Source organism: Acutalibacter intestini (genome assembly GCF_034334985.1).
GTDB lineage: Bacteria > Bacillota > Clostridia > Oscillospirales > Acutalibacteraceae > Acutalibacter > Acutalibacter intestini.
In genome coordinates this window covers 42542-64065 of record NZ_JAWXXL010000010.1, presented here as the reverse complement: position 1 = coordinate 64065, position 21524 = coordinate 42542, and the positions used below count along the sequence as shown (strand labels likewise).

Below are 21524 nucleotides of genomic sequence, written 5' to 3'. Positions count from 1 at the left end.
GCGGCAGGCGGCAGCGTACTCCTCTATAGCTTCCGAAATGCCGAACCACTGGGGCAGGCCCTTTAAAATCTCCCGGCAGAGGGCCTCCTTTTGGTCTTTATTCTCTATCTTTGTGATGATATTTATTCCTCCTTACACAGGGGAACGAACAGTTCCGGCCTGCGGTCCGCGAAGTAGCCAATAGGCCGCTGGGGACCCAGGTCTACCTCCACCGAAAAAGCCCCCCGCACCCCTGCCTTTTCCAGCAGGGGCTCCCCGTCTCCGCCAAAGGCAAAGGCCAGGGGGATCTCCCCGCAGAAATGGCAGCAGCCCGCCACAGGGGTCTCGTTCTCAATGGCCCGGGCTCGGGCCAGGGCCCGCCACTGCTCATACTGTAGACGGTGGTACATCCCTGTGCCGATGATGTTCACCATCAGCACGGGGGCCTCTAAAGCCATGATCCGGCAGACTTCGGGAAAGTGGAGCTCATAGCAGATGGGCACGGCCAGTCTGCCCCACTGGGTGTTCAGGCAGCGAATACGCTCCCCCGGCCGCTTGCCCTTCTCCCTCTCTCCGGCAGTGAGGACGCACTTGGCGTACTGGTCCGCCACCCGACCCCCTTCTAAGATCAGAGCCAATTCCCTGCCGCCCCGTTGGCATCCGGTAATGATGGTGCCCTCTATCTGCCCGCTAAGCTCAAGGGCCAGGGACAGCTCGTCCTCGTTCCGCAGGAAGCCCTCGGGGAACAGGTACAGGTCCGCATCCCCCTCCCCCAAGAGCCTGATAAGCTCCTCCTTTGCCGCAAACCGCCTGGGCACGGCCAGCACCAGCTTTGCCATGGGACTACAGCTTTTCCAGCCGGGCGAAGTTTGCCATCAGCTTTTTGGTGCCCACTTTGTCAAAGGCAATTTCCAGCAGGGTATCATTGGCCATGGGCTTGGCCGTTAGAATCATGCCCGTGCCAAAGGTCTTATGCTGTACCATATCCCCAGGCCTATATGTGCCCGCCGGAGAGGGCGCGTGGGGCTTGGGCCGGTAGCTGGGCAGGCCCCCCGCGGGCCGCTGGCTCCCCTGTAGGCCTGGACTCTGTAGACCCTGCGCCCCCCCAAGAGGCGTCTGGCCCAAAGACTCCGGCCGGTAGGCATACTCCCGGGAACGGCTGCGCTCGGTAAGCTCTTCGGGTACCTCCTGGGCGAAGCGGGAGAGCCGGTTGCGATTGGTGGAGCCGAAGATCATCCGGCTCTCGGCGTTGTAGATGTACAGCTCCTCCCGGGCCCGGGTGATGGCCACATAGGCCAGGCGGCGCTCCTCCTCGACCTGAGAGGGGTCGTACAGCACCGCGTTGCCAGGAAATACCCCCTCCTCCCAGCCAGGCAGGAACACCACCGGGAACTCCAGTCCCTTGGCAGAGTGGACGGTCATAAGCACCACCGAGTCCGCCGCCGCGTCGTAATTGTCAATGTCCGTGAACAGGGAGACTTCCTCCAAAAACCCGGAGAGGCTGGCCTCTTCCCCATTTTCCTGCTCGTAGCGCTGGAGCATGGTAGAGAGCTCCTGCACGTTCTCCGCCCGGTCCTCTGCCGAAGCCGGCTCATCGGTTTTTAAGAACATCAGGTAGCCGGTGTCCTCCAGCAGCTGGGCATACAGCTCGCTGGGCGCCATGCCCCCCTCGTTCTTTTCCATCAGGCTGTTCATCATGGCCACAAAGGGCAGCAGCTTGTTCCCGGCCCGGGAGATGGCCGGGTAGTCTCCCGGGTGGGAGATCACCTGGAACAGGCTTTTCCCCACCTGCTGGCCAATCTGGGCGGCGGTGTCCACCGTCTTTTCCCCCACCCCCCGCTTGGGGGTGTTGATAATGCGCCGCAGCCGTACCTCGTCCCCGGGGTTGTTGATCACGCTTAGATAGGCAATCATATCCCGCACCTCTTTGCGGTCAAAGAACCGGGTGCCGCCCAGGATGCGGTGGGGCACGCCCTGCTTGGCAAACATTCTCTCAAAGCTTAGGGACTGGCTGTTCATCCGGTAGAGAATGGCGTAGTCCGAAAATTTCCGGCCCCCTGCCACCCCGTCCAGAATGGTTTTCGCCACCCGCTGGGCCTCGTCCTGCTCGTTTTCCGCGGTGTGCAGGCGGATCTTCTCCCCGGCCCCAGCGGCGGTCCACAGGGTCTTGCCCTTGCGCTCCCGGTTGTTGGCGATCACCGCGTTAGCCGCGTCCAAGATATTCTGGGTAGAGCGGTAGTTCTGCTCTAAGCGCACCACCTTGGCCCCAGGAAAATCCTGCTCGAAGTTTAGGATATTCTCAATGGTCGCCCCCCGGAACCCGTAAATACTCTGGTCGTCGTCGCCCACCACACACAGGTTATTGTGCTTTTTGGCCAAAAGACTGACAAACTCGTACTGGGCGTGGTTGGTGTCCTGGTACTCGTCCACCATGATATAGCGGAAGCGGTCCTGGTAATATTCCAGCACGTCGGGGCATTTTTTAAAGAGGCGCACCGTGTTTGCCAGCAGGTCGTCAAAGTCCATGGCGTCGTTGTTCTCCAGCCTGTGCTGGTAGGCCTTGTAGGCCCTGGCCACCACCTTTAGCCGGAAGTCATTGCCCGCCTGGTCCTCGAACTCCTCCGGAGAGATCAGGCTGTCCTTTGCCCGGGAGATCTCCCCCAGAATCGCCTTATGGGAGAGGGACTTCTCGTTAATCTCCAGGTCCCGCATCACATCCTTCATCAGCCGGCGGCTGTCGTCGGTATCATAAATGGTAAAGTGGCTGGTGTAGCCCAGCCGGTCCCCGTCCCGGCGGAGCATTCGAGCGCAGCCAGAGTGGAAGGTGGAGGCGAAAATATCCTCTCCTTCGCTGCCCAGCATGGCGCACAGGCGGTCTTTCAGCTCCCCCGCCGCTTTATTGGTAAAGGTGATGGCCATAATCTTCCAGGGCCGGCAGGCTGAAACCGAAAGCCGCGCCCGGGTAATCTCGGAGAGCTGCCCCCCCCGTAGGTAGTTCTGGCAGGCGGCGGCGTCCTCTTCGGAAAATTCCGGCTGAACAAAGGCGTTATTGTAGGCCTTGCCATAGCGCACCAGGTTGGCAATGCGGTTTACCAGCACCGTGGTTTTACCGCTGCCGGCTCCGGCCAAAATCAGCAGGGGACCGTCCGTCCAAAACACCGCCTCCTGCTGGCGCTGGTTCATACGGGAAAAGTCCTTTTCCAGCACCCGGCGGCGCAGCTCTATGATTTCCTCTTTCTCATATGCCATAAGGTTTGCCCTGTCCTCTCTTATATAATAGTCTCCGGATAATTTTACCATAATGGGCGGCGAAAGGCAACGGCCGGTGAAAAAATTTGACAAATCCCCCGCTAAGCTTTAGAATAGAAGAGAACCGGAAACCGGCAAGCCAAAACCGTTTCGCCGTGCCGCCTGGCGGTTGGGCCAGGGCTTAACGATCCCTTTACCTGGCTTTGCCAAGCAAAGAGGGCCAGGGAACTTTGTAATGTATCCCATCCCCCTTTGCTATTGTCTAAAAACAAGAAAGGACCTTCCCCATGGAAAAACTCAAACATATCAAAGGCATTTTTTTCGACCTGGGCGGCACCCTGTTGTATCCGCCCTCGGGCAGCTGGATGTTCTCAGATCTGGCCTACCGCTATTTCCCCCGGGAAGCCCTGGGCAGCCCCCAGGCCGCCCCTATGATGGAGGAGGCCGGCCGGGTGCTGCACAGCGACCACCTGCTGACCGGTCTGGATGAGGAATACCAGCGCTTTCTACAGTATTACACCACCGTGGCAAAGGGGCTGGGCCTATCCCTGACCCAAGAAGAGCTTGGTCTGGTGACCCGGGACAAGCTGGACAAGAGGGGAAATTACCGGCTTTTTGACGATACCAAAGCCACCCTGAAGGCCCTGCGGGGCCGGTACCGGCTGGGCATTATTTCAGACACCTGGCCCTCCATTGTGCCCCAGCTGGAATATATGGATATTTTGCGGTACTTTGACTGCGCCACCTACAGCTTTGCCCTGGGAACCCTGAAGCCGGACCCCAGGATGTATGAGGACGCCCTAGAAAAAATGGGCCTGCCCGCTGAAGAAACCCTCTTTGTGGACGATCTGCCCAAGAATCTGGAAGGCGCCCGGGCCGCGGGCATTCATCCTGTGCTGATACGGGCTCTGCCGGGCGCCCCAGTGGCCCCGGAGGGCGTTCCTGTGATCGAAACAATCTCCGGCCTGCTGGACCTGCTGGACTGAAAGGGGGAAACACATTGGACGCCAACGAAAAGATTATCCACTGGGCGGAAGAAGGGGCCCGCCTGTCTCCCCCAGATTGGGACCAGCTGCCCACCATCCCCCTGTATGTGGACCAAGTGCTCTTATACCTGCGGGATAGTCTGCACTTTTTTGAACGGGACGAGGATGATCTTCTTTTGACCAACTCCATGATCAACAACTATGTAAAGACCGGCGTGCTGGCTCACCCAGAAAAGAAAAAATACAGCCGCCAGCACCTAGCGGCACTTATAACCATCTGTATGCTGAAACAAGTGCTGGCCCTACAGGATATTGTCACCCTGCTGGACGGCGAAGATCTGGGACCCGAGCTGTACGAGCTTTTCCTTTCTGCCCATACCGGCGCGGTGCGGGAAACCTGCCAAGAGCTGGCCCAGCGCTGCCAGGCTGGAGAAAGCCCCCGGCGGCAGGCCCTGCGCCTGGCGGCGGAGGCCAACGCAAAACGGGCTGCGGCAGAGCGTATTCTGTGTGAGCTGGCCAAGGAGAAGCAGCCGGAAAAGAAATAGCCCGAAAAAAATGCCGGAGCCCCCGACCAATGGATGATGCGGGGCCCGGCGTTTTGTTTTCTTGTCTTATGGCAATCCCGCAGAATTCTAAGTACCGTATTGGGCAGTCAGATTTTTCTTCAGAGTGTACAGATTGAGCGCCGTCCATCTCACCATTGACCAGCGAAAGCTGTGCCCTATCACGGAAAATCTGCAAGCAAGACGGTGCTTAAGGCGCCACCCGCGAATGGTGCGGGGTTGCCTTATAGCTTAAAGTCCTCTGGGTCAAAGTCCCTCGTGCGCAGAGGCGGCGCTGGGAGGGGCTCCCGCTTTAGAGGGTCGTATCGGTACGCCTTGCAGCGGGCTGCCTCTGTCTTTTTATGCAGCGTACACGCCGGGCTACCCGCTGGCCCGCCATTGTACGTGCAGTACTGGCAGTCCGGAGGAATCTCCCCGCCAAACAGGGGGGCTTTTTTCTTTTTGAACATCCTTTTCACCTCATGATAACTTCTTTTACTCACTTAAAAAAGCGAAAATCCGGCGCAGCATGTGGTGGTTCTTTCGCAGGATGACTGCGTACCGGCGGCAAGTGGCCAAGCTGGCAAACGAGCCGCTTTTTGCGCCAAAGACCGGCTCCATTGAACCTGGTCCCATGGAGCTGCGATGATGCAAGCCGCGCAAAAGCTCCCTGCCTTTTTACAGGCGGCTGTACGCCAGGTATGCTCCGGCCTTTAGCAAAACGGTCGCCGCCAGAGCTGCCAGGGACATATAAAACGCCGGCATATTATACAGCGCTGTAGCCGTGGTGGTGAACAAAAGGAACAGCAAAAGTACATCCACCACCAGCCCGCCGCTTTTGTCGTGGAGGTACTGCCTGCGCTCGTCCTGTTCCTCCAGCATTTTCTCTTCCAGCAGAAGCCGGTTTTTCAGCAGGGCCTTATTATGATGAATGCGAACGCCCACCCAGATCATCCCGCCAAAATAAATGACCCGGTACGTCAGGTTTGCCAGGTCTGTCATCATCCGGCTGTCGCCCCCGCCGGTTTCGCCCACTACCACCATAAAGGCCAGCATCAGCGCCAGAAGCAGCCAAAGGGCCCGGTTCCGCCACCGGATTTTTTCCGTATAGGTCGTGCTTTTCCTCTCTTTCATCGGTGCGTTCCCCTTTCCAGAGCCCGCTTTCGCGGCTCTATTTCTTTTCCCGTTCCAGGCGGTCATTTTCCAGCAGCAAGTTCTCCTTTAAGCAGCAGACTTCCTCTATGGTGGCGCCAAAAACCTGGGCCAGCCGGTAGGCAAGCATCAGCGAGGGGCTGTACTGGCCCTTCTCAATAGAAATAATGGTTCGAGCAGACACATGCACCCGCTGGGCCAGTTGCTGCTGGGTTAACCCCCCAGCGGTGCGCAGCTCTTTTACACGGTTTTTGATCTTCACCACCCCTTTCATATGAAGCCCGCTTCCTGTGAAGTTTACTTCATGTTATCATATTTTCTGGGGTTTGTCAAGCGTTTTTTCCAACGCCTTTTTGAGAAGAGAAGGCCCCTGTGCCGCCGGGACCTATACCGTATTACTCATTTATTTTGCGTCTCCTTTTGCCCCAGCATCAGTAAAAAGGCCCCGCACATCAACAGCACCGAAGCGCCCCCTGCCGCTGTTCCCGAGAATGCCCGCACCCCCTGGGTTCCGGCAGGAGCCCAGGCAGCCAAAGCCCCGTGGGGCAAAAAGGTCTGAAGCAGCAGGCAGCACCCTGCTGAAAGCAGGCCGTGCATCAACCGGAACAAAAAGTACTTCCAACGTTTTACCGGCAGTTGGGGGAAAAACGCGAACACCTGCATGTGCACGCAAAGCCCCCCAAACCCCAGCCCAAAGGCATAGACCGCCGGCCCCGCCCCCGCCTGGAGCGCGTCGCCCACGCCGCCGGTGACTTCCAGCCCAAAAGACAGCACGGCCCCCCACTGAAAGGGGCTTAACCCTCCCATACGGCTGAGCTGCCGCACCAAAAAGCCATAAACTCCGCTGCCGTGGAGCAGCGCGGTAAAACCGGAAAACAGCACCACACATGCACACATCAAAAGCACACTGCGGGCCCCTTCATTGACCGAGCGTATCAGTGCGCCTCCCCCCGGGGCCTCCTCCCGGAGAATCTCCTCCTCCGGCCGGGGGGCTTTCCACGCCGCCAGAACCCCCAGCAGAATCCCCGTCAGCGTAACCGAGACAAACAGCAGCAGCCCCAGCCGCCCACTGCCCAGCATCCCCCAACCCAAAAAGGTGATAACAAAGGCCACCCCGGGGTTTACACAGAATAACAGCATACGTCCGGCCTGCTCCTGGGTGATGCGGCCCTGCTCCAGCAAAAGAGAGATCCCCCGGGCCCCGGCAGGGTATCCCCCCAGAAAGCTCATAAGCACTGGTGCGGCACAGTGGCCGGGTAAGCGGAACAACTTTCGGGTAAGCCCCCCCAGAGGACCACCCAGGGCAGCGGCGGCCGGGGAAACCACCGCAAAGCTGGAGAGCACCATAAAGGGGAACAACGAGGGGGTCAATACCGTTAAGCATTGACTGATACTGGCCGCCACGCTTTGGCGTACTTGCTGGGGATAGCGCAGCAGAGCCAGAAGGACCGTTAAAAAACCCAGGGCGCACAGCCCCGCCCGAAAGCTGGGCAGGGCTGGCAGATATTTCCGGCGTTCCAAAAGAACCACGACCTTTCGCCATAATAATGCCAGTATATGAGCCCTGGAGGTGATACATTCTGGGGACCGCGCATATTACTTTCACAGGGCGGCTAGGCTTTGACGCCGTGGCAGGCAGACTTGGCAGACGCTTCTCCACAGCGCCTTGCGCTTTATTTCCTCTGTTCTTGGCCAGCGTCTGTTTTGACCAGAAAGGGAGCTTTCGGTGTCAAAAGCTCCCGAAAGGCGGCAAGCCCTTCTTGGTTTTTTCCTTAAATCCTCTGGTTCCTGGCCAAAAATCCAGCATTTTTCCGGTTTTCAAACAGACTCTAGGCTATCAGTTTTTAAGGAGGCGCACTATGGAGCTGAAGTCAAAATGCGGGGCCGTACTCTCTATCACAGGCAACCACAGCGCCGTGGTGGATGGCTGCGATGGGGTGATGGACTATGACGAAGAAAAGGTCATCCTGCGCACCGGACGGCTCACGATACACATTACCGGCCGCCAGCTGCGGCTGCGGCGGCTGACCGAAAACTCGGCCATGATTACAGGCATGATCGACCGAGTGGAATACAGCTATTAGGGAGGCGGTCATGGTGTTAGAGAGAATCTTTCACCTGCTTTCGGGTTATGTCGAGTTTCAGGTACGGGGGGACGGGGCGCGCTTTTTCTCCATCGCGGCCAAAAGGGGCTTCGGCTTTTGGGGGTTCCGCCGGGCGGATGGCAAAGCCGTGGCTCGGGTAAAGCCCAGCGCGTACAAAAAAATACGGCCGGTCTGCCGGCGCTGCCAGGTAAGCACCCGCGTTCTTCGCCGGCGGGGGCTCCCCTTTCATCTGCGGCGGCTGGGGCGTCGGAAAGGGCTGCTGGCAGGAGCCTTAGCCGGCGCAGCTTTATACTGGTTTTTGTCCGGGTTCATCTGGGGAGTAAGCGTTAGCGGCCAAGAATTTGTCACGCCGCGAGAGATTCTGGACGCGGCCCAAGCCCAAGGAGTCTTTGTGGGCGCCAGCCGGGAGTCCTTTTCCCCCAAAAACGCGGGCAGCGGAATCATTGCCCAGGTGCCCAAGCTCAGCTGGGCTGCTGTGAACACCGATGGCTGTTTTGTGGAAATTGCCGTAAAGGAGGGTACCGCAAAGCCCCAGGTGGAGGACGCCGGGGAATTTTCCAACATTGTAGCCTCCCGGGAAGGACAGATTGTGGCAGTAGAGGCCCAGGAAGGACGTCCTGAGGTAAAGCCCGGGGATATTGTGACCAAGGGGCAGCTGCTGATTGCGGGATTATATCAGGAGGTCCCAGACCCCTATGGTCCCCAGCCGGAAAAACTTTACCAGCGGGCGGGTCCCGCCCGGGGCCGAGTGGTGGCAGAGACCTACCGGGAATTTACCGTACAGGTCGGGGCCACCGCCACCCAGGAGATAGAGGGGCCGCGCCAGCAGCGGTACTGGCTGGAGCTATTTGGCCTGCGGATTCCTCTGGGGATCTGGAGTACTCCAGCGGGTAAAATCCGGTCTTATACAGAAGTGACCCGCGCCCAGGCTTTGGACGTGGAACTGCCCCTGGCCTTTGAGCGGCAGGTGGTTATCTCATTAACAGAAGAACAGCGGGCCTTGACAAAAAAGGAGCAGCAGGCCGCGGCACTGCAAAAGCTGCGGGCGGCCCAAAAGGCCGCTTTGCCAAAAGGCAGCAGCGTGGTGGAGGAAACGTTGGAATATCGTTGGACTGGGGACATGTGCCTGCTAAGCGCCCGGTGCCGCTGTCGGGAGGAGATTGGGGAGCTTCGGGTAATTTCGGTTAAATAGCCCAACGAATCCCAAAAAAATTTGGCAATATTTCATATGTTTTGGGCTTGAATCTAACGGGTAATATATGGTATAATTTGACTGGTATCAGTCCGGTATTTCAAGATGCCGTTCCCCTTTTGGGTATTACAATTCGGAATCTTGCAAAGCGCCGGGGCTATAATAAAGATTGACTGGGTACAATAGCAGCGGAACGCCCCCTGTTGCCCACGCAAATCCCCTTTGTAAAACTTAGAAAAACAAACCATCCTGTGGTAATATGAATTTTTAGGAGATACTTTGGAAGTAAAAATCAGTGTTGACAGAATGGAACAGGCCGCCGAGCTTTTCGGCAATTTTGACAGCAACATCCGCCTAATTGAGCAAGAATACGGCGTTAGTATGGTCTTTCGGGACTCTCAGCTAAAGATTTCCGGCGAGGACCCCGAAGGGGTGGACCGGGCCGCCCGGGCAGTGCGCAGCCTTATCACTCTCATTGGCGGAGGAGAGGCCCTTAGCGAACAAAATGTGCGTTACTGCATCCGCATGGTGGCGGAGGACAGTGAACAAAAGGTGGCCAAGCTGGCCGGGGACTGCATTTGCGTTACCAGCAAAGGCAAGCCTATTAAGCCAAAAACCGTGGGCCAACGTACCTATTGTGACAATATTAAAGAGAACACTGTCACCATCGGGGTGGGGCCTGCCGGTACCGGCAAAACCTACCTGGCGGTAGCTATGGCTGTTACAGCCTTTCGGGCCCAGCAGGTGAACCGCATTATCCTAACCCGTCCGGCCGTGGAGGCAGGAGAAAAGCTGGGGTTTCTTCCTGGTGATTTGCAGCAAAAGGTGGATCCCTACCTGCGGCCCCTGTACGATGCCCTATTCGACATGCTGGGGGCCGAAACCTACCAGCGCTATGTAGAGCGGGGAAATATTGAGGTGGCTCCCCTGGCCTATATGCGTGGCCGCACGTTAGACGACAGCTTTATCATTTTGGATGAGGCCCAGAACACCACGGGTGAACAGATGAAAATGTTCCTTACCCGGCTGGGCTTTAACTCTAAAATGGTTATTACTGGTGATGTGACCCAGATAGACCTGCCTGACGGCAAGCGCAGCGGCCTGAAAGAGGCAGTGCGAGTGCTGCGGGGCGTGGATGATATTGCCATTTTCCGTTTTACGGAGAAAGACGTAGTACGCCACAAACTGGTGCAGGACATCATCCGGGCTTACGAGCGGGCCAGCCGGGCAGGCGACCGGCGCTCCGCTTCCGTATAAGATAAGAAACTTGTAAGCATAGCCCAAAGGGCTTAACTGGTTGCGTTTTTTGTGGGACAGAGCGGCTTTTTAAGAAATATTTCATGTGTTTTCAGAAAATCCCATGTGGACCGACGGAAAAAGGCCTGGCCAGAGACGGCCTTTGACGCTAATAAATACAAGTTTTCAGTCAAAGCAACGCAGGACTTGCACAGCGCGGTTCCGGCTGCGGTGGGCATTCCAGAAAGGAACGGTCTTGAATTATGGAGAAAATCAGAGTCATCATTTCAAACCGGCAGAAACAAGTGAGGATTCCCACCGGTGTGCGAATGTTGATTCGCCGCTGCTGCCACGCGGTGCTCCAGCTGGAGGACTTTCCCGATTCTGCGGAGATCAGTGTAAGCTTTGTGGACAACGACCAGATTCGAGAGATGAACCGCCAGTATCGGGACAAGGATTCCGTCACCGATGTGCTAAGCTTCCCCATGGGGGAAAACGGGCGCTATGACGTGAACCACGAGACCGGGGCCAAAATTTTGGGCGACATTGTCATTTCTGTGCCCAAGGCAGTGGAGCAGGCCAGAACCTATGGCCACTCTTTAGAGCGGGAGATTGGCTTCCTTACCGCTCATTCGGTTTTGCATCTTTTGGGGTACGACCACGAGGACGGCGGCCTGGCCCGGGTGCGAATGCGGGAAAAGGAAGAACGGGTTATGCGGGAGCTAGGTTTACCCGCCAGCAGCAGCTATGCCCCCGAGGAATAGTAAGCGGCGCACTCTGCTGCACAGCTTTCGGGACGCTTTCCGGGGGATATGGCATTGCCTGCAATCAGAACGGAACATGCGCATACACATGGTTGCCTGCGGATATGTCCTGTTTTTCTCTTTAAAAACCGGCGTCAGCCGGGGTGAGCTGGCCTGTTTGCTGGTGGCCATGGGCGTAGTGACCTGCGCTGAGACTATGAACACCTCTATTGAAAAGCTCTGCGACTTTGCCCAAAAGCGCCATAGCCGGATCATTGGCAACATAAAAGACTTAGCGGCAGGGGCCGTGTTGCTTAGCGCCGTTTTTGCGGCATTGGCGGGCGGGGTAGTTTTGTTGCGCCCAGCCTTTTGGGCTGTGTGGGAAGAGATTCTAATGCAGCCCAAAAAGCTGGCGGTTTTTATCCTTAGCCTGGCGGCCAGCATGGCGCTGGTATTTGCTGTGCCCCTAAAGCGGGAATAAGCCCGGAACAGTTTACCCAAAAAAGACGCGGAAGCTCCCAGGGCATGGATCCCTGCAAAACAATAAAGAAAAGCGGTATGGTTTTTCGCCATACCGCTTTTTTTAAGGCAATACCGCACAATTCTAAGTACCGTATTGGGCAGTCAGATTTTTCGTCAGAGGGTACCAGATTGAGCGCCGTCCATCTCACCATTGACCAGCGAAAGCTGTGCTCTACGACGGAAAATGTGCAAGCAAGACGGTGCTTAAGGCGCCACCCGCGAATGGTGCGGTGTTGCCTTAAATCTAGGCTGGTCTCCCTAAGTAGGGGCATGGGTGAGTCTCGCTTGCCCACCTGGTCGGTTCACACTGCCTACCCTGCCCCCTACGCCCCACTTGCTTCTAACTTTCCCATAAAGGCGTTTACGAAATTCGTTCCACGCCAAAGCGGGTCTTTTCGCCGTTAACATCCCACTCCGCCGTATACCCGGCCAGCTGGCCATACTGGCAGCTCTCGCCCAGCACGTCGGCCAAAATCTCCTCTTGGTTCTTTTGCAGCACCGCCTCTACCTTGGCGCTGCCCTGGTGGTACAATCGGATATGGTCCGTCACCTTAAAGCCCGCGTCCTTACGCATGGACTGCACCTTGCTGACAATCTCCCGTACAAAGCCCTCTTCAATGAGCTCCTCCGTCAGGGCTGTGTCCAGCACCACGGTGAGGCCCCGATCTGAGACCGAGGTGTAGCCCTCTTTCTGGGTGGTTTCAATCAGCAGCTCTTCCTCCGTCAGGCTAATTTCCCCGTCAGGCAGGGCCAGCTTCAGGGCACCCTCCTGGTCCAGCTGTTTTTTGGCAGCAGCGCCGTCCAGCTCCTGCAAAGCCTGGCGGATGGCCCCGATGCGCTTGCCGTACTTTTGGCCCAGGATCTTCAGCTGGGGCTTAAAGCTGTAGGCGGTGAACTCCGACATATCGCGAAGGAACACGATTTCCTTCACGTTCAGCTCCTGCTTGATGATATCCTGATACAGCCCGCCCAGGCCCGGATCCGCGTCTGTGCACAGCCGGCACAGCGGCTGGCGGTTTTTAATGTTGGCCTGGTTCCGAGCCGCCCGGCCCAGGGCCACTACCCGCAGCACCTCGTCCATATCCGCTTCCAGTTTGGGGTCAATGCGGGCCGGGTCACACACCGGGAAGCCGCACAGGTGCACGCTTTCCGGGGCGGCGGGGTCCAGAGAGCACACCAGGTTGCGGTAGATCTCCTCGCTCATAAAGGGGGCCATCGGGGCCAGCAGCTTGGCGGTGTTCACCAGCACGGTATACAGGGTCATATAGGCGGCGGTCTTGTCCGCGGCCTCCCCCTGCACCCAAAAGCGCTCCCGGCTGCGGCGCACGTACCAGTTGGAAAGCTCATCCACAAAATCTTGCAGAACACGGGCGGTTTCTGGCACATGATATTGGGTTAGCTGCTGGTCCACCGCCTTTATGGTGCTGTTCAGCCGGGAGAGCAGCCAGCGGTCCATTACGGTCAGAGCGCAGTCCTCTAGTTTATACTGGGCAGCGTCAAAATTGTCGATGTTGGCGTACAGCACAAAAAAGGCGTAGGTATTCCACAGGGTAGAGAAGAACTTCTTCTGCACCTCTACCACGCCCTTCTCCGAAAAGCGCTTGGGCAGCCAGGGGGCGCAGGTGGTATAGAAGAACCACCGCAACGAGTCGGAGCCGAACCTCTCAAGGGCCTCCATGGGGTCCACGGCGTTGCCCTTGCTCTTGCTCATCTTCTTTCCGTCCGCGTCCTGGACCAGGCCCATGACCAGCACGTTCTTGTAGGGGGCCTTGTCAAAGAGCAGGGTGGAAATGGCCAGCAGGCTGTAGAACCACCCCCGGGTCTGGTCCACCGCCTCGCTGATAAAGTCGGCGGGGAACTGGCTTTCGAACCGCTCCTGGTTCTCAAAGGGGTAGTGGTGCTGGGCAAAGGGCATGGCCCCGCTGTCGAACCAGCAGTCGATGACCTCGGGCACCCGGCGCATCTGCTTGCCGCAGTGGGGGCAAGTGATGGTCACCTCATCCACATAGGGCCTGTGCAGTTCAATGTCCTCTGGGCAGTTAGGGGACATCTCCCGTAGCTCGGCTATGCTGCCAATGGCGTGGCGGTGGCCGCACTCGCACTCCCAGATGTTCAGGGGTGTGCCCCAGTACCGGTTGCGGCTGACAGCCCAGTCCTGCAAATTCTCCAGCCAGTCGCCAAAACGGCCCTTGCCGATGCTCTCGGGCAGCCAATTGACTGTATTATTGTTGGCAATGAGCTGGTCCTTAACCTTGGTGACCTCGATATACCAGCTCTCTCGGGCGTAGTAAATCAGCGGGGTGTCGCAGCGCCAGCAGAAGGGATAGCTGTGCTCGAACCTGGGCGCGGAGAACAGAAGGCCCCGGGCCTCCAAATCTACCAGAATTTCCTTGTCCGCATCCTTGCAGAACACCCCCGGCCACTTGGTCTCGGCGGTCATCTCGCCTTTCTGGTCCACCAGCTGCACCAGGGGCAGGCCGTACCTGCGGCCCACCTTTGCGTCGTCCTCGCCGAAAGCCGGGGCAATGTGCACAATGCCCGTGCCGTCGGTGAGGGTCACGTAGTCGTCGCAGACCACATACCAGCACTTCTCCTGGGGGCGGACAAAGTCAAACAGGGGCTCATACTCTTTATGCTCCAGGTCCGCGCCTTTGTAGTGTTCCAGCACGGTATAGGTCCCCTCCCCCAGCACCGTATCGCACAGGGCGGCGGCCAGGTAATAGGTCTCGGTCCTGTCCTCCTTGGTAAAGGCGGCCTTCACGTAGTCCTCTTTGGCGTTGACGCACAGGGCCACGTTGCTGGGCAGGGTCCAGGGGGTGGTGGTCCAGGCCAGGATGAAGGCGTCCTCCCCCTTGCAGCGGAACTTGGCAATGGCGGAGCGCTCTTTCACGTCCTTATAGCCTTGGGCCACCTCGTGGGAACTAAGCGGCGTGCCGCAGCGGGGGCAGTAGGGCACAATTTTAAATCCCTTATAGAGCAGGCCCTTTTCCCAAATCCGCTTGAGAGCCCACCACTCGGACTCGATATATTCATTATGATAGGTCACGTAGGGGTCCTCCATGTCGGCCCAAAAACCCACGGCCTTTGAGAATTCCTCCCACATGCCCTTGTACTTCCACACGCTCTCCTTGCACTTCTGGTTGAAGGGAGAGACGCCGTACTCTTCAATCTGCTCCTTGCCGCTGATTTTCAGCAGCTTTTCCACCTCCAGCTCCACCGGCAGGCCGTGGGTGTCCCAGCCGGCCTTGCGGGGGACGATCTGCCCCTTCATGGTCTGATACCGGGGGAACAGGTCCTTAAAGGCCCGGGTCTCCAGGTGGCCGATGTGGGGCTTGCCATTGGCGGTGGGGGGGCCGTCATAGAAGGTGTAGGCGGGCGCTCCCTCACGGCTTTGGATGCTTTTTTCAAAGATTTTATTGTCCGTCCAAAACTTTTCGGTGGCCTTCTCCCGCTCCACAAAGTTCATATTGGCGGAGACCTCCCTGTACTTGCTCATGCTTGACCATCCTTTCCATAAATAAAGCCTCCGCCCCAAAACAGGGCGAAGGCATACTTCGCTTTACCACCCATTTTGACTGTCGGTGTACCAACAGCTTCCCGATAACGGCGGGGGCCGGCCTGGCTTAATAAAGGCTTGCGGACAACGGGGCCTTGTTCAGCTGGCGACTTCGGAGGGATGCGGAAAAGGCGCAGGTGCCGGCTTGCACCAGCCGCCGGCTCTCTGGGACCATAGGCCTGGCCCGCGTGTCTCCATCATAGTCTTTACGGTGTATTTTTTCAGATTATAGCACGGCAAAAGGGGAAAGTCAAGAAAAAACCCGCAAAAGGCCCCAAAAGCGGACACATTGCGCGGTCCAGGGGCGTTAGGCCCCTGGCAGGGGTCAAGGGGGCGGCGCCCCTTGCCGCCGGAGGCGACCTTAACCTTAAGGCGGCGCGAAGAAAAGGAATGTGGTTCCACCAAACCAGCCGGCCCAGCAGCATAAAAAAGGAGGACCCGGCTCGCGCCGCCCAAAAGCAGCGAGTTGTAAAAATCAGCGAAGCAAGATTTTTACAAGAGCGGCCCCCACCACAAGCCCAGCCCAAGGCAGCCAGGCCAAATCACAAAAACAAAATCACCCCGCGAACATAGACCCAATCTCCCCCAGGTTGCACATCCCCTCCGTCACAAAATGGGCCAGCTCGGCGCCCGTCTTGGGCATCAGGGTCCCGTGGGCCCGCAAATAGTCCGCCAGACGCTGGAACAGCTGCCCGTCGGTGGGGTGCGCCCGCCGGTCGTTGATCCGGCAGGCCTCTTGGCCTAAGAGAGTGATGCTGCAACAGTCCGGCTCCTCCCCGTCCACAAAAGCTGTCACGCTAAGCCACTGGGCACTGTGGCTGCTCAGGCCGCTGTCCCAGGGCAGCAGGTTCCTGAAATCCTCCTGGTAGCCGCTCTCCCGCAAAATCTCCATCAGCCCGGCAAAGTCCTCCGGGTTTTCGCTTTCCAGGGTATACAGGGGCGAGTCTGCCAGCCCGGCCTCCCAGGTCCAGTCCTGGAGAAAGCCGGAGACCCGGTCTACCGGCTTCTCCAGGCTCATGACGCTCTCCAAGGACCGGGGCCACAGCCGCCAGGCCGCAACGCCGCCTAGCAAGAGGACTACCGCGCCGAAAACCAGCCAATTCTTCCATTTTTTCATCACTTTTCTCCCCCTTTTTAGGTATTTTTTTGTATTATACTTGTTTTTGGTGGAAAAGTCAAGTCCTGCGGCCTTTCGGGAGTGTCCAAAGGGAATACTTTTTGACGATGTTTCGGCCTCCGGCAGCCATGGGGCTTTGCCCCCTGGCTCCCCACGGCCTTTAAAAAGGCCGGCGAAACTTTTACTGTTTGCCCATTGGGACCTATCTGCTCACCCTTTCGCCTCTGCCGCTTCCGCAGCTCTCTCCTCCCCCACGCAAAAAGAGGCCCCCTGCTGGGAGCCTCTTCTCTTAGCAAAATTTAGGAATTGATAGCGGTAACCACGCCGGAGCCAACGGTACGGCCGCCCTCGCGGATAGCGAAGCGCAGGCCCTCTTCGATGGCGATGGGGGTGATCAGCTCAACGTCCATTACAACGTTATCGCCAGGCATGCACATCTCGGTGCCCTCGGGCAGAGAGATAACGCCGGTCACGTCAGTGGTACGGAAATAGAACTGGGGACGGTAGTTGTTGAAGAAAGGAGTGTGGCGGCCGCCCTCTTCCTTAGTCAGCACGTAAACCTGGCCCTTGAACTTGGTATGGGGATGAATGGAGCCGGGCTTGGCCAGAACCTGGCCGCGCTCGATCTCAGTGCGCTGTACGCCGCGCAGCAGAGCGCCGATGTTGTCGCCGGCCTCGGCGTAATCCAGGGTCTTGCGGAACATCTCAATGCCGGTGATAACGGACTTGCGGGTCTCTTCGGTCAAACCGACGATCTCCACTTCCTCGCCCATCTTTACCTGGCCGCGCTCTACACGGCCAGTGGCCACGGTGCCGCGGCCGGTGATGGTCATAACGTCCTCAACAGGCATCAGGAAGGGCAGGTCAGCCTTACGCTCGGGGGTGGGGATATACTCGTCCACCGCCTTCATGAGCTCCAGGATGGGGGCATAGGTGGCGTCGGAAGGATCCTGGCTGGCGCACTCCAGGGCCTGCAGGGCGGAACCCTTGATAATGGGGGTGTCGTCGCCGGGGAACTCGTACTCGTTCAGCAGGTCGCGAATCTCCATCTCCACCAGCTCCAGCAGCTCCTCGTCATCCACCTGGTCCACTTTGTTCATGAACACCACAATGCTGGGCACGCCCACCTGGCGGGCCAGCAGAATGTGCTCACGGGTCTGGGGCATGGGGCCGTCAGCGGCGGAAACCACCAGGATAGCGCCGTCCATCTGGGCAGCGCCGGTGATCATGTTCTTCACATAGTCGGCGTGGCCGGGGCAGTCAACGTGGGCATAGTGGCGGGCGTCGGTCTGGTACTCTACGTGGGCGGTGTTAATGGTAATGCCGCGCTCGCGCTCCTCAGGAGCCTTGTCGATATTGGCATAGTCCATAAAGTCGGCGTCGCCCTTCATCGCCAGCACCTTGGTGATAGCGGCGGTCAGGGTGGTCTTGCCATGGTCCACGTGGCCGATGGTGCCGATGTTTACATGGGGTTTGTTCCGTTCAAATTTTGCCTTTGCCATTGGGAAATTGCCTCCTCGCAATCAAAATATTCGATATTTGTGCCTTGCATACATTCTATCAGCAAAGCGCCGAAAAATCAAGAGATATTTACCTTTTACTCCGACTTTTTGCCACGGTCGCTGATGATCTTTTCAGAAATATTCTTGGGCACCTCCGCATAGGTGGAGGGCTCCATGGTATACTGGCCGCGGCCCTGGGTCTTGGACCGCATGTCCGTGGCGTAGCCGAACATCTCCGAGAGCGGGACCTCGCTGTTTACCTGCTGGGCGCCGGGCAGGGCGTCCATGCCCTGGATCATGCCGCGCCGGGAGTTCAGGTCGCCAATCACGTCGCCCATATACTCTTCGGGGGTGATGACAGTGACCTTCATAATGGGCTCCATCAGCACCGGGTCCGCCTTGCGCATAGCCTCTTTAAAGGCCATAGAGCCAGCAATCTTAAAGGCCATTTCAGAAGAGTCCACCTCGTGGTAGGAGCCGTCATACAAGGTAACCTTTACGTCCACCACGTTATAGCCAGCCAAAACGCCGCTTAGCATAGCACCCTGGATGCCCTGGTCCACCGCGGGAATATACTCCTTGGGAATGGCGCCGCCTACCACCGAGTTGACGAACTCATAGCCCTGGCCCGGGTTGGGCTCAATACGGATCTTAACATGGCCATACTGGCCCTTACCGCCAGACTGACGGGCATACTTGGTGTCAGAAGCAGCTTCCTTACGGATGGTCTCCTTATAGGCCACCTGGGGCTTGCCCACGTTGGCCTCCACCTTGAACTCGCGCAAGAGACGGTCCACAATAATCTCCAGATGCAGCTCACCCATGCCGGCAATGATGGTCTGGCCGGTTTCCTCGTCGGTGTATGCCTTAAAGGTGGGGTCCTCCTCCGCCAGCTTCGAGAGGGCAATTCCCATTTTCTCCTGGCCGGCCTTGGTCTTGGGCTCAATGGCCACTCGGATAACCGGGTCCGGGAACTCCATGGACTCCAAGATAACCGGATGCTTCTCGTCGCACAGGGTGTCGCCTGTGGTGGTGTTCTTCAGGCCCACGGCGGCCGCAATGTCGCCGGCATAAACCCGGTCAATGTCCTTGCGGTCGTTGGCGTGCATCTGCACGATACGGCCCATGCGCTCGTTGTTGTCCTTTACGGAGTTGTACACCGTAGCGCCGGCCTCCACAGAGCCGGAATAGACCCGGAAGAAGCATAGCTTGCCCACATAGGGGTCTGTGGCAATCTTGAACGCCAGAGCGGCGAAGGGCTCTTCGTTGGAAGAATGGCGCACCTCTTCCTCCTCGGTGTCCGGGTTGGTGCCCTTAATGGCGGGCACGTCGGTGGGAGCGGGCATATAGTCCACAATAGCGTCCAGCAGCTTCTGCACGCCCTTGTTGCGGTAAGAGGTGCCGCAGGTAACGGGGACCATGTGGTTGGCAATGGTGGCCTTGCGGATACAGTTCTTAATCTCGTCAATGGTGAGCTCTTCGCCCTCCAGATATTTCTCCATCAGGGCGTCGTCCAGCTCTGCCACATGCTCTACCATTTCGGCATGGTACTGCTGGGCCTTTTCCAGCATATCCTCGGGAATTACCTCCTCGCGGATATCCTTGCCCAGGTCGTCGTAATAGACATAGGCTTTCATCTTTACCAGGTCGATGATGCCCTTAAAGGAATCCTCGGCCCCGATGGGCAGCTGAATGGGCACCGCGTTGCACTTCAGGCGGTCCTTCATCATCTGCACGACGCGGTAGAAGTCCGCGCCCATAATGTCCATTTTATTCACGTACGCCATGCGGGGCACCTTGTACTCGTCCGCCTGGCGCCACACGGTCTCAGACTGGGGCTCCACGCCGCCCTTTGCACAGAACACGGTAACAGAGCCGTCCAGCACACGCAGGGAGCGCTGCACCTCTACTGTGAAGTCCACGTGGCCGGGAGTATCAATAATGTTAATCCGGTTCTGATTGCCGTTGCGGTCCGGCCAGAAGCAGGTGGTGGCAGCCGATGTGATGGTAATGCCGCGCTCCTGTTCCTGAGCCATCCAGTCCATGGTGGCGGCGCCCTCGTGGGTCTCGCCAATCTTGTAGTTCACGCCTGTGTAAAACAGAATACGCTCTGTAGTAGTGGTTTTACCGGCATCAATATGAGCCATAATGCCGATGTTTCTGGTTAATTCCAGTGGTACCTGTCTGGCCATAAATACGTTATTTCCTCCTTATTCCAAAAGATGCCTTTTCACGGAGTGGTGCAAAGCGTCTGCCGCTTTACGCGGGGAGCGCTGCCAACGGCCGCTGTTCTAATTCTACCAAGCTGGCAGGCAAAACCGCTGCGGCAAATGCCCGGCCCTTGCGCTGGTTACCAGCGATAGTGGGCGAAAGCCCGGTTGGCTTCGGCCATCCGGTGGGTATCGTCGCGCTTCTTGGCTGCGCCGCCCGCACCGTTGATGGCGTCCAGAATCTCCCCGGCCAGCCGCTCGCGCATGGTGCGCTCATTACGGCTGCGGGCGTAGCTGGTCAGCCACCGCAGACCCAGGGTCTGCCGGCGTTCGGGCCGTACCTCCATGGGCACCTGATAGGTAGAGCCACCCACCCGGCGGGCCTTTACCTCCAGGCTGGGCATAACATTCTCCATGGCCTGCTCAAAAACCTCCAGGGGCTCCTTGCCGGTCTTTTCCTGAACGATTTCAAAGGCGCCGTATACAATCTTCTGGGCTACGCCCTTCTTGCCGTCCAACATAATGCTGTTGATCAGCCTCGTCACAAGCTTGGAATTATACATGGGGTCGGGCAAAACATCGCGCTTTGCCACATTGCCTCTTCTTGGCATAATCTTCCCTCCTTCATAAAATGAATTCACCGGTACTCGAAATCCGTCCGCGTCTCCCCGGACGGTCCCGTCAGCTAATAGGCAATTTACCGACCCCGCGCTTTCCAAAACAATGGGCGCAGAATCTATATAAATTAAGCCGAATAGCTTAGAGAATTATTTTTGTTAATGGGGCCAGGCTTTTTATTTCTTTCCAGCCTTGGGCCGCTTAGCGCCGTACTTGCTGCGGGCCTGCATGCGCTTGGCAACGCCCTGGGTATCCAGCGTGCCGCGAATAATGTGATAACGCACACCGGGCAGGTCGCGTACACGGCCGCCGCGAATCATCACTACGCTGTGCTCTTGCAGGTTGTGGCCCACGCCCGGAATGTAGGCGTTCACCTCAATGCCGTTGGAAAGACGGACCCTGGCCACTTTGCGCAGGGCAGAGTTCGGCTTTTTAGGAGTACGGGTAAACACACTTGTGCACACCCCCCGCTTCTGGGGAGAATCCTGGTCGATGGCCGAACGCTTCTTAGAGTTCCACCCCTTCAAAAGCGCGGGGGCCTTACTCTTTTTTGTAACGTCGGACCTGCCTGTTTTAACCAATTGGTTAAAGGTTGGCATAGCTGCACCTCCTTGCTAAATAATAGTATTGATTGGGAAAGGCGAAATAAACGCTTCCCAGCCAAAGATTTCCGGCTGGGCGCAAATATAGCCAAGCCCATTTAGAGATTATAGCACCCAAATACAGGTTCTGTCAAGTTTTTTCCCCGCATACTTTGCGGGTTTCAAAGGTTTTCCCTAATCGCCAATTTCCTATGGGACAAGCCCGGCAACTTA

19 protein-coding genes are annotated in these 21524 nt (G+C 57.7%); 7 read left to right on the top strand and 12 right to left on the bottom strand.

Features of this window, described 5'->3' with window-relative positions; translation table 11 throughout:
- Positions 1–122: 122 nt before the first annotated feature.
- Positions 123–818 (bottom strand): carbon-nitrogen hydrolase family protein, encoded by a 696-nt coding sequence (locus tag U8U68_RS09765; protein WP_322200623.1) that lies wholly within the window; start codon positions 816–818, stop codon positions 123–125.
- A 4-nt stretch (positions 819–822) separates the two neighbouring features.
- A complete protein-coding gene (locus U8U68_RS09760; RefSeq protein WP_322200622.1) occupies positions 823–3228 on the bottom strand; it encodes an ATP-dependent helicase in 2406 nt (801 codons plus the stop codon).
- A gap of 287 nt (positions 3229–3515) precedes the next feature.
- Here U8U68_RS09760 and U8U68_RS09755 point away from each other — a divergent pair, with 287 nt between their 5' ends.
- Positions 3516–4214, top strand: a complete 699-nt coding sequence (locus U8U68_RS09755) for an HAD family hydrolase (protein ID WP_322200621.1) — start codon at positions 3516–3518, stop codon at positions 4212–4214.
- Between the two features lie 14 nt (positions 4215–4228).
- A complete protein-coding gene (locus U8U68_RS09750; RefSeq protein ID WP_322200620.1) occupies positions 4229–4759 on the top strand; it encodes a DUF1836 domain-containing protein in 531 nt (176 codons plus the stop codon).
- A 242-nt stretch (positions 4760–5001) separates the two neighbouring features.
- Here U8U68_RS09750 and U8U68_RS09745 read toward each other — a convergent pair whose 3' ends face one another.
- The 4 genes from U8U68_RS09745 to U8U68_RS09730 all read right to left on the bottom strand — a co-directional run bounded on the left by U8U68_RS09745 (position 5002) and on the right by U8U68_RS09730 (position 7429).
- Positions 5002–5226 carry a hypothetical protein gene (locus U8U68_RS09745; RefSeq protein ID WP_322200619.1) on the bottom strand — a complete coding sequence of 75 codons (225 nt, stop codon included), beginning with the start codon at positions 5224–5226 and terminating at the stop codon, positions 5002–5004.
- A 208-nt stretch (positions 5227–5434) separates the two neighbouring features.
- Entirely contained in the window at positions 5435–5890 is a 456-nt protein-coding gene (locus tag U8U68_RS09740; RefSeq protein WP_322200618.1) for a hypothetical protein, read from the bottom strand.
- A gap of 37 nt (positions 5891–5927) precedes the next feature.
- Positions 5928–6164, bottom strand: a complete 237-nt coding sequence (locus U8U68_RS09735; protein WP_322200657.1) for a helix-turn-helix transcriptional regulator — start codon at positions 6162–6164, stop codon at positions 5928–5930.
- 143 nt (positions 6165–6307) lie between these two features.
- On the bottom strand, positions 6308–7429 hold the full coding sequence (locus tag U8U68_RS09730) for a sporulation protein (protein WP_322200617.1): 1122 nt from the start codon (positions 7427–7429) through the stop codon (positions 6308–6310).
- Positions 7430–7767: 338 nt separating this feature from the next.
- Here U8U68_RS09730 and U8U68_RS09725 point away from each other — a divergent pair, with 338 nt between their 5' ends.
- From U8U68_RS09725 to U8U68_RS09705, 5 genes are all read left to right on the top strand, one after another.
- Complete coding sequence (locus U8U68_RS09725) at positions 7768–7992, top strand: YabP/YqfC family sporulation protein (protein WP_322200616.1); 225 nt, start codon at positions 7768–7770, stop codon at positions 7990–7992.
- Positions 7993–8002: 10 nt separating this feature from the next.
- Complete coding sequence (locus U8U68_RS09720; RefSeq protein ID WP_322200615.1) at positions 8003–9205, top strand: sporulation protein YqfD; 1203 nt, start codon at positions 8003–8005, stop codon at positions 9203–9205.
- 306 nt (positions 9206–9511) lie between these two features.
- The gene (locus tag U8U68_RS09715; RefSeq protein WP_331679122.1) at positions 9512–10462 is read left to right on the top strand and encodes a PhoH family protein; all 951 of its coding nucleotides are present in this window, start codon (positions 9512–9514) and stop codon (positions 10460–10462) included.
- A gap of 242 nt (positions 10463–10704) precedes the next feature.
- Positions 10705–11205 (top strand): rRNA maturation RNase YbeY, encoded by a 501-nt coding sequence (gene ybeY, locus U8U68_RS09710; protein ID WP_322200613.1) that lies wholly within the window; start codon positions 10705–10707, stop codon positions 11203–11205.
- Positions 11189–11665 carry a diacylglycerol kinase family protein gene (locus tag U8U68_RS09705; protein WP_322200612.1) on the top strand — a complete coding sequence of 159 codons (477 nt, stop codon included), beginning with the start codon at positions 11189–11191 and terminating at the stop codon, positions 11663–11665. The genes ybeY and U8U68_RS09705 overlap by 17 nt, the downstream gene beginning before the upstream one ends.
- 402 nt (positions 11666–12067) lie before the next feature.
- Here the strand turns inward: U8U68_RS09705 and ileS are convergent, their stop codons facing one another.
- The 6 genes from ileS to rpsL form a co-directional block, all read right to left on the bottom strand.
- Complete coding sequence (ileS, locus tag U8U68_RS09700; protein WP_322200611.1) at positions 12068–15202, bottom strand: isoleucine--tRNA ligase; 3135 nt, start codon at positions 15200–15202, stop codon at positions 12068–12070.
- Positions 15203–15818: 616 nt separating this feature from the next.
- Positions 15819–16379, bottom strand: coding sequence for a hypothetical protein (locus U8U68_RS09695; RefSeq protein WP_322200610.1), 561 nt, complete (start codon positions 16377–16379; stop codon positions 15819–15821).
- A 299-nt stretch (positions 16380–16678) separates the two neighbouring features.
- Positions 16679–17881 carry an elongation factor Tu gene (tuf, locus tag U8U68_RS09690; protein WP_322200609.1) on the bottom strand — a complete coding sequence of 401 codons (1203 nt, stop codon included), beginning with the start codon at positions 17879–17881 and terminating at the stop codon, positions 16679–16681.
- A gap of 95 nt (positions 17882–17976) precedes the next feature.
- A complete protein-coding gene (gene fusA, locus U8U68_RS09685) occupies positions 17977–20073 on the bottom strand; it encodes an elongation factor G (RefSeq protein WP_322200608.1) in 2097 nt (698 codons plus the stop codon).
- A gap of 158 nt (positions 20074–20231) precedes the next feature.
- Positions 20232–20702 carry a 30S ribosomal protein S7 gene (gene rpsG / locus U8U68_RS09680; protein ID WP_322200607.1) on the bottom strand — a complete coding sequence of 157 codons (471 nt, stop codon included), beginning with the start codon at positions 20700–20702 and terminating at the stop codon, positions 20232–20234.
- Between the two features lie 183 nt (positions 20703–20885).
- Positions 20886–21308: a 30S ribosomal protein S12 gene (gene rpsL, locus U8U68_RS09675; protein ID WP_322200606.1), complete on the bottom strand. Its 423-nt coding sequence runs from the start codon at positions 21306–21308 to the stop codon at positions 20886–20888.
- Positions 21309–21524: the final 216 nt, after the last annotated feature.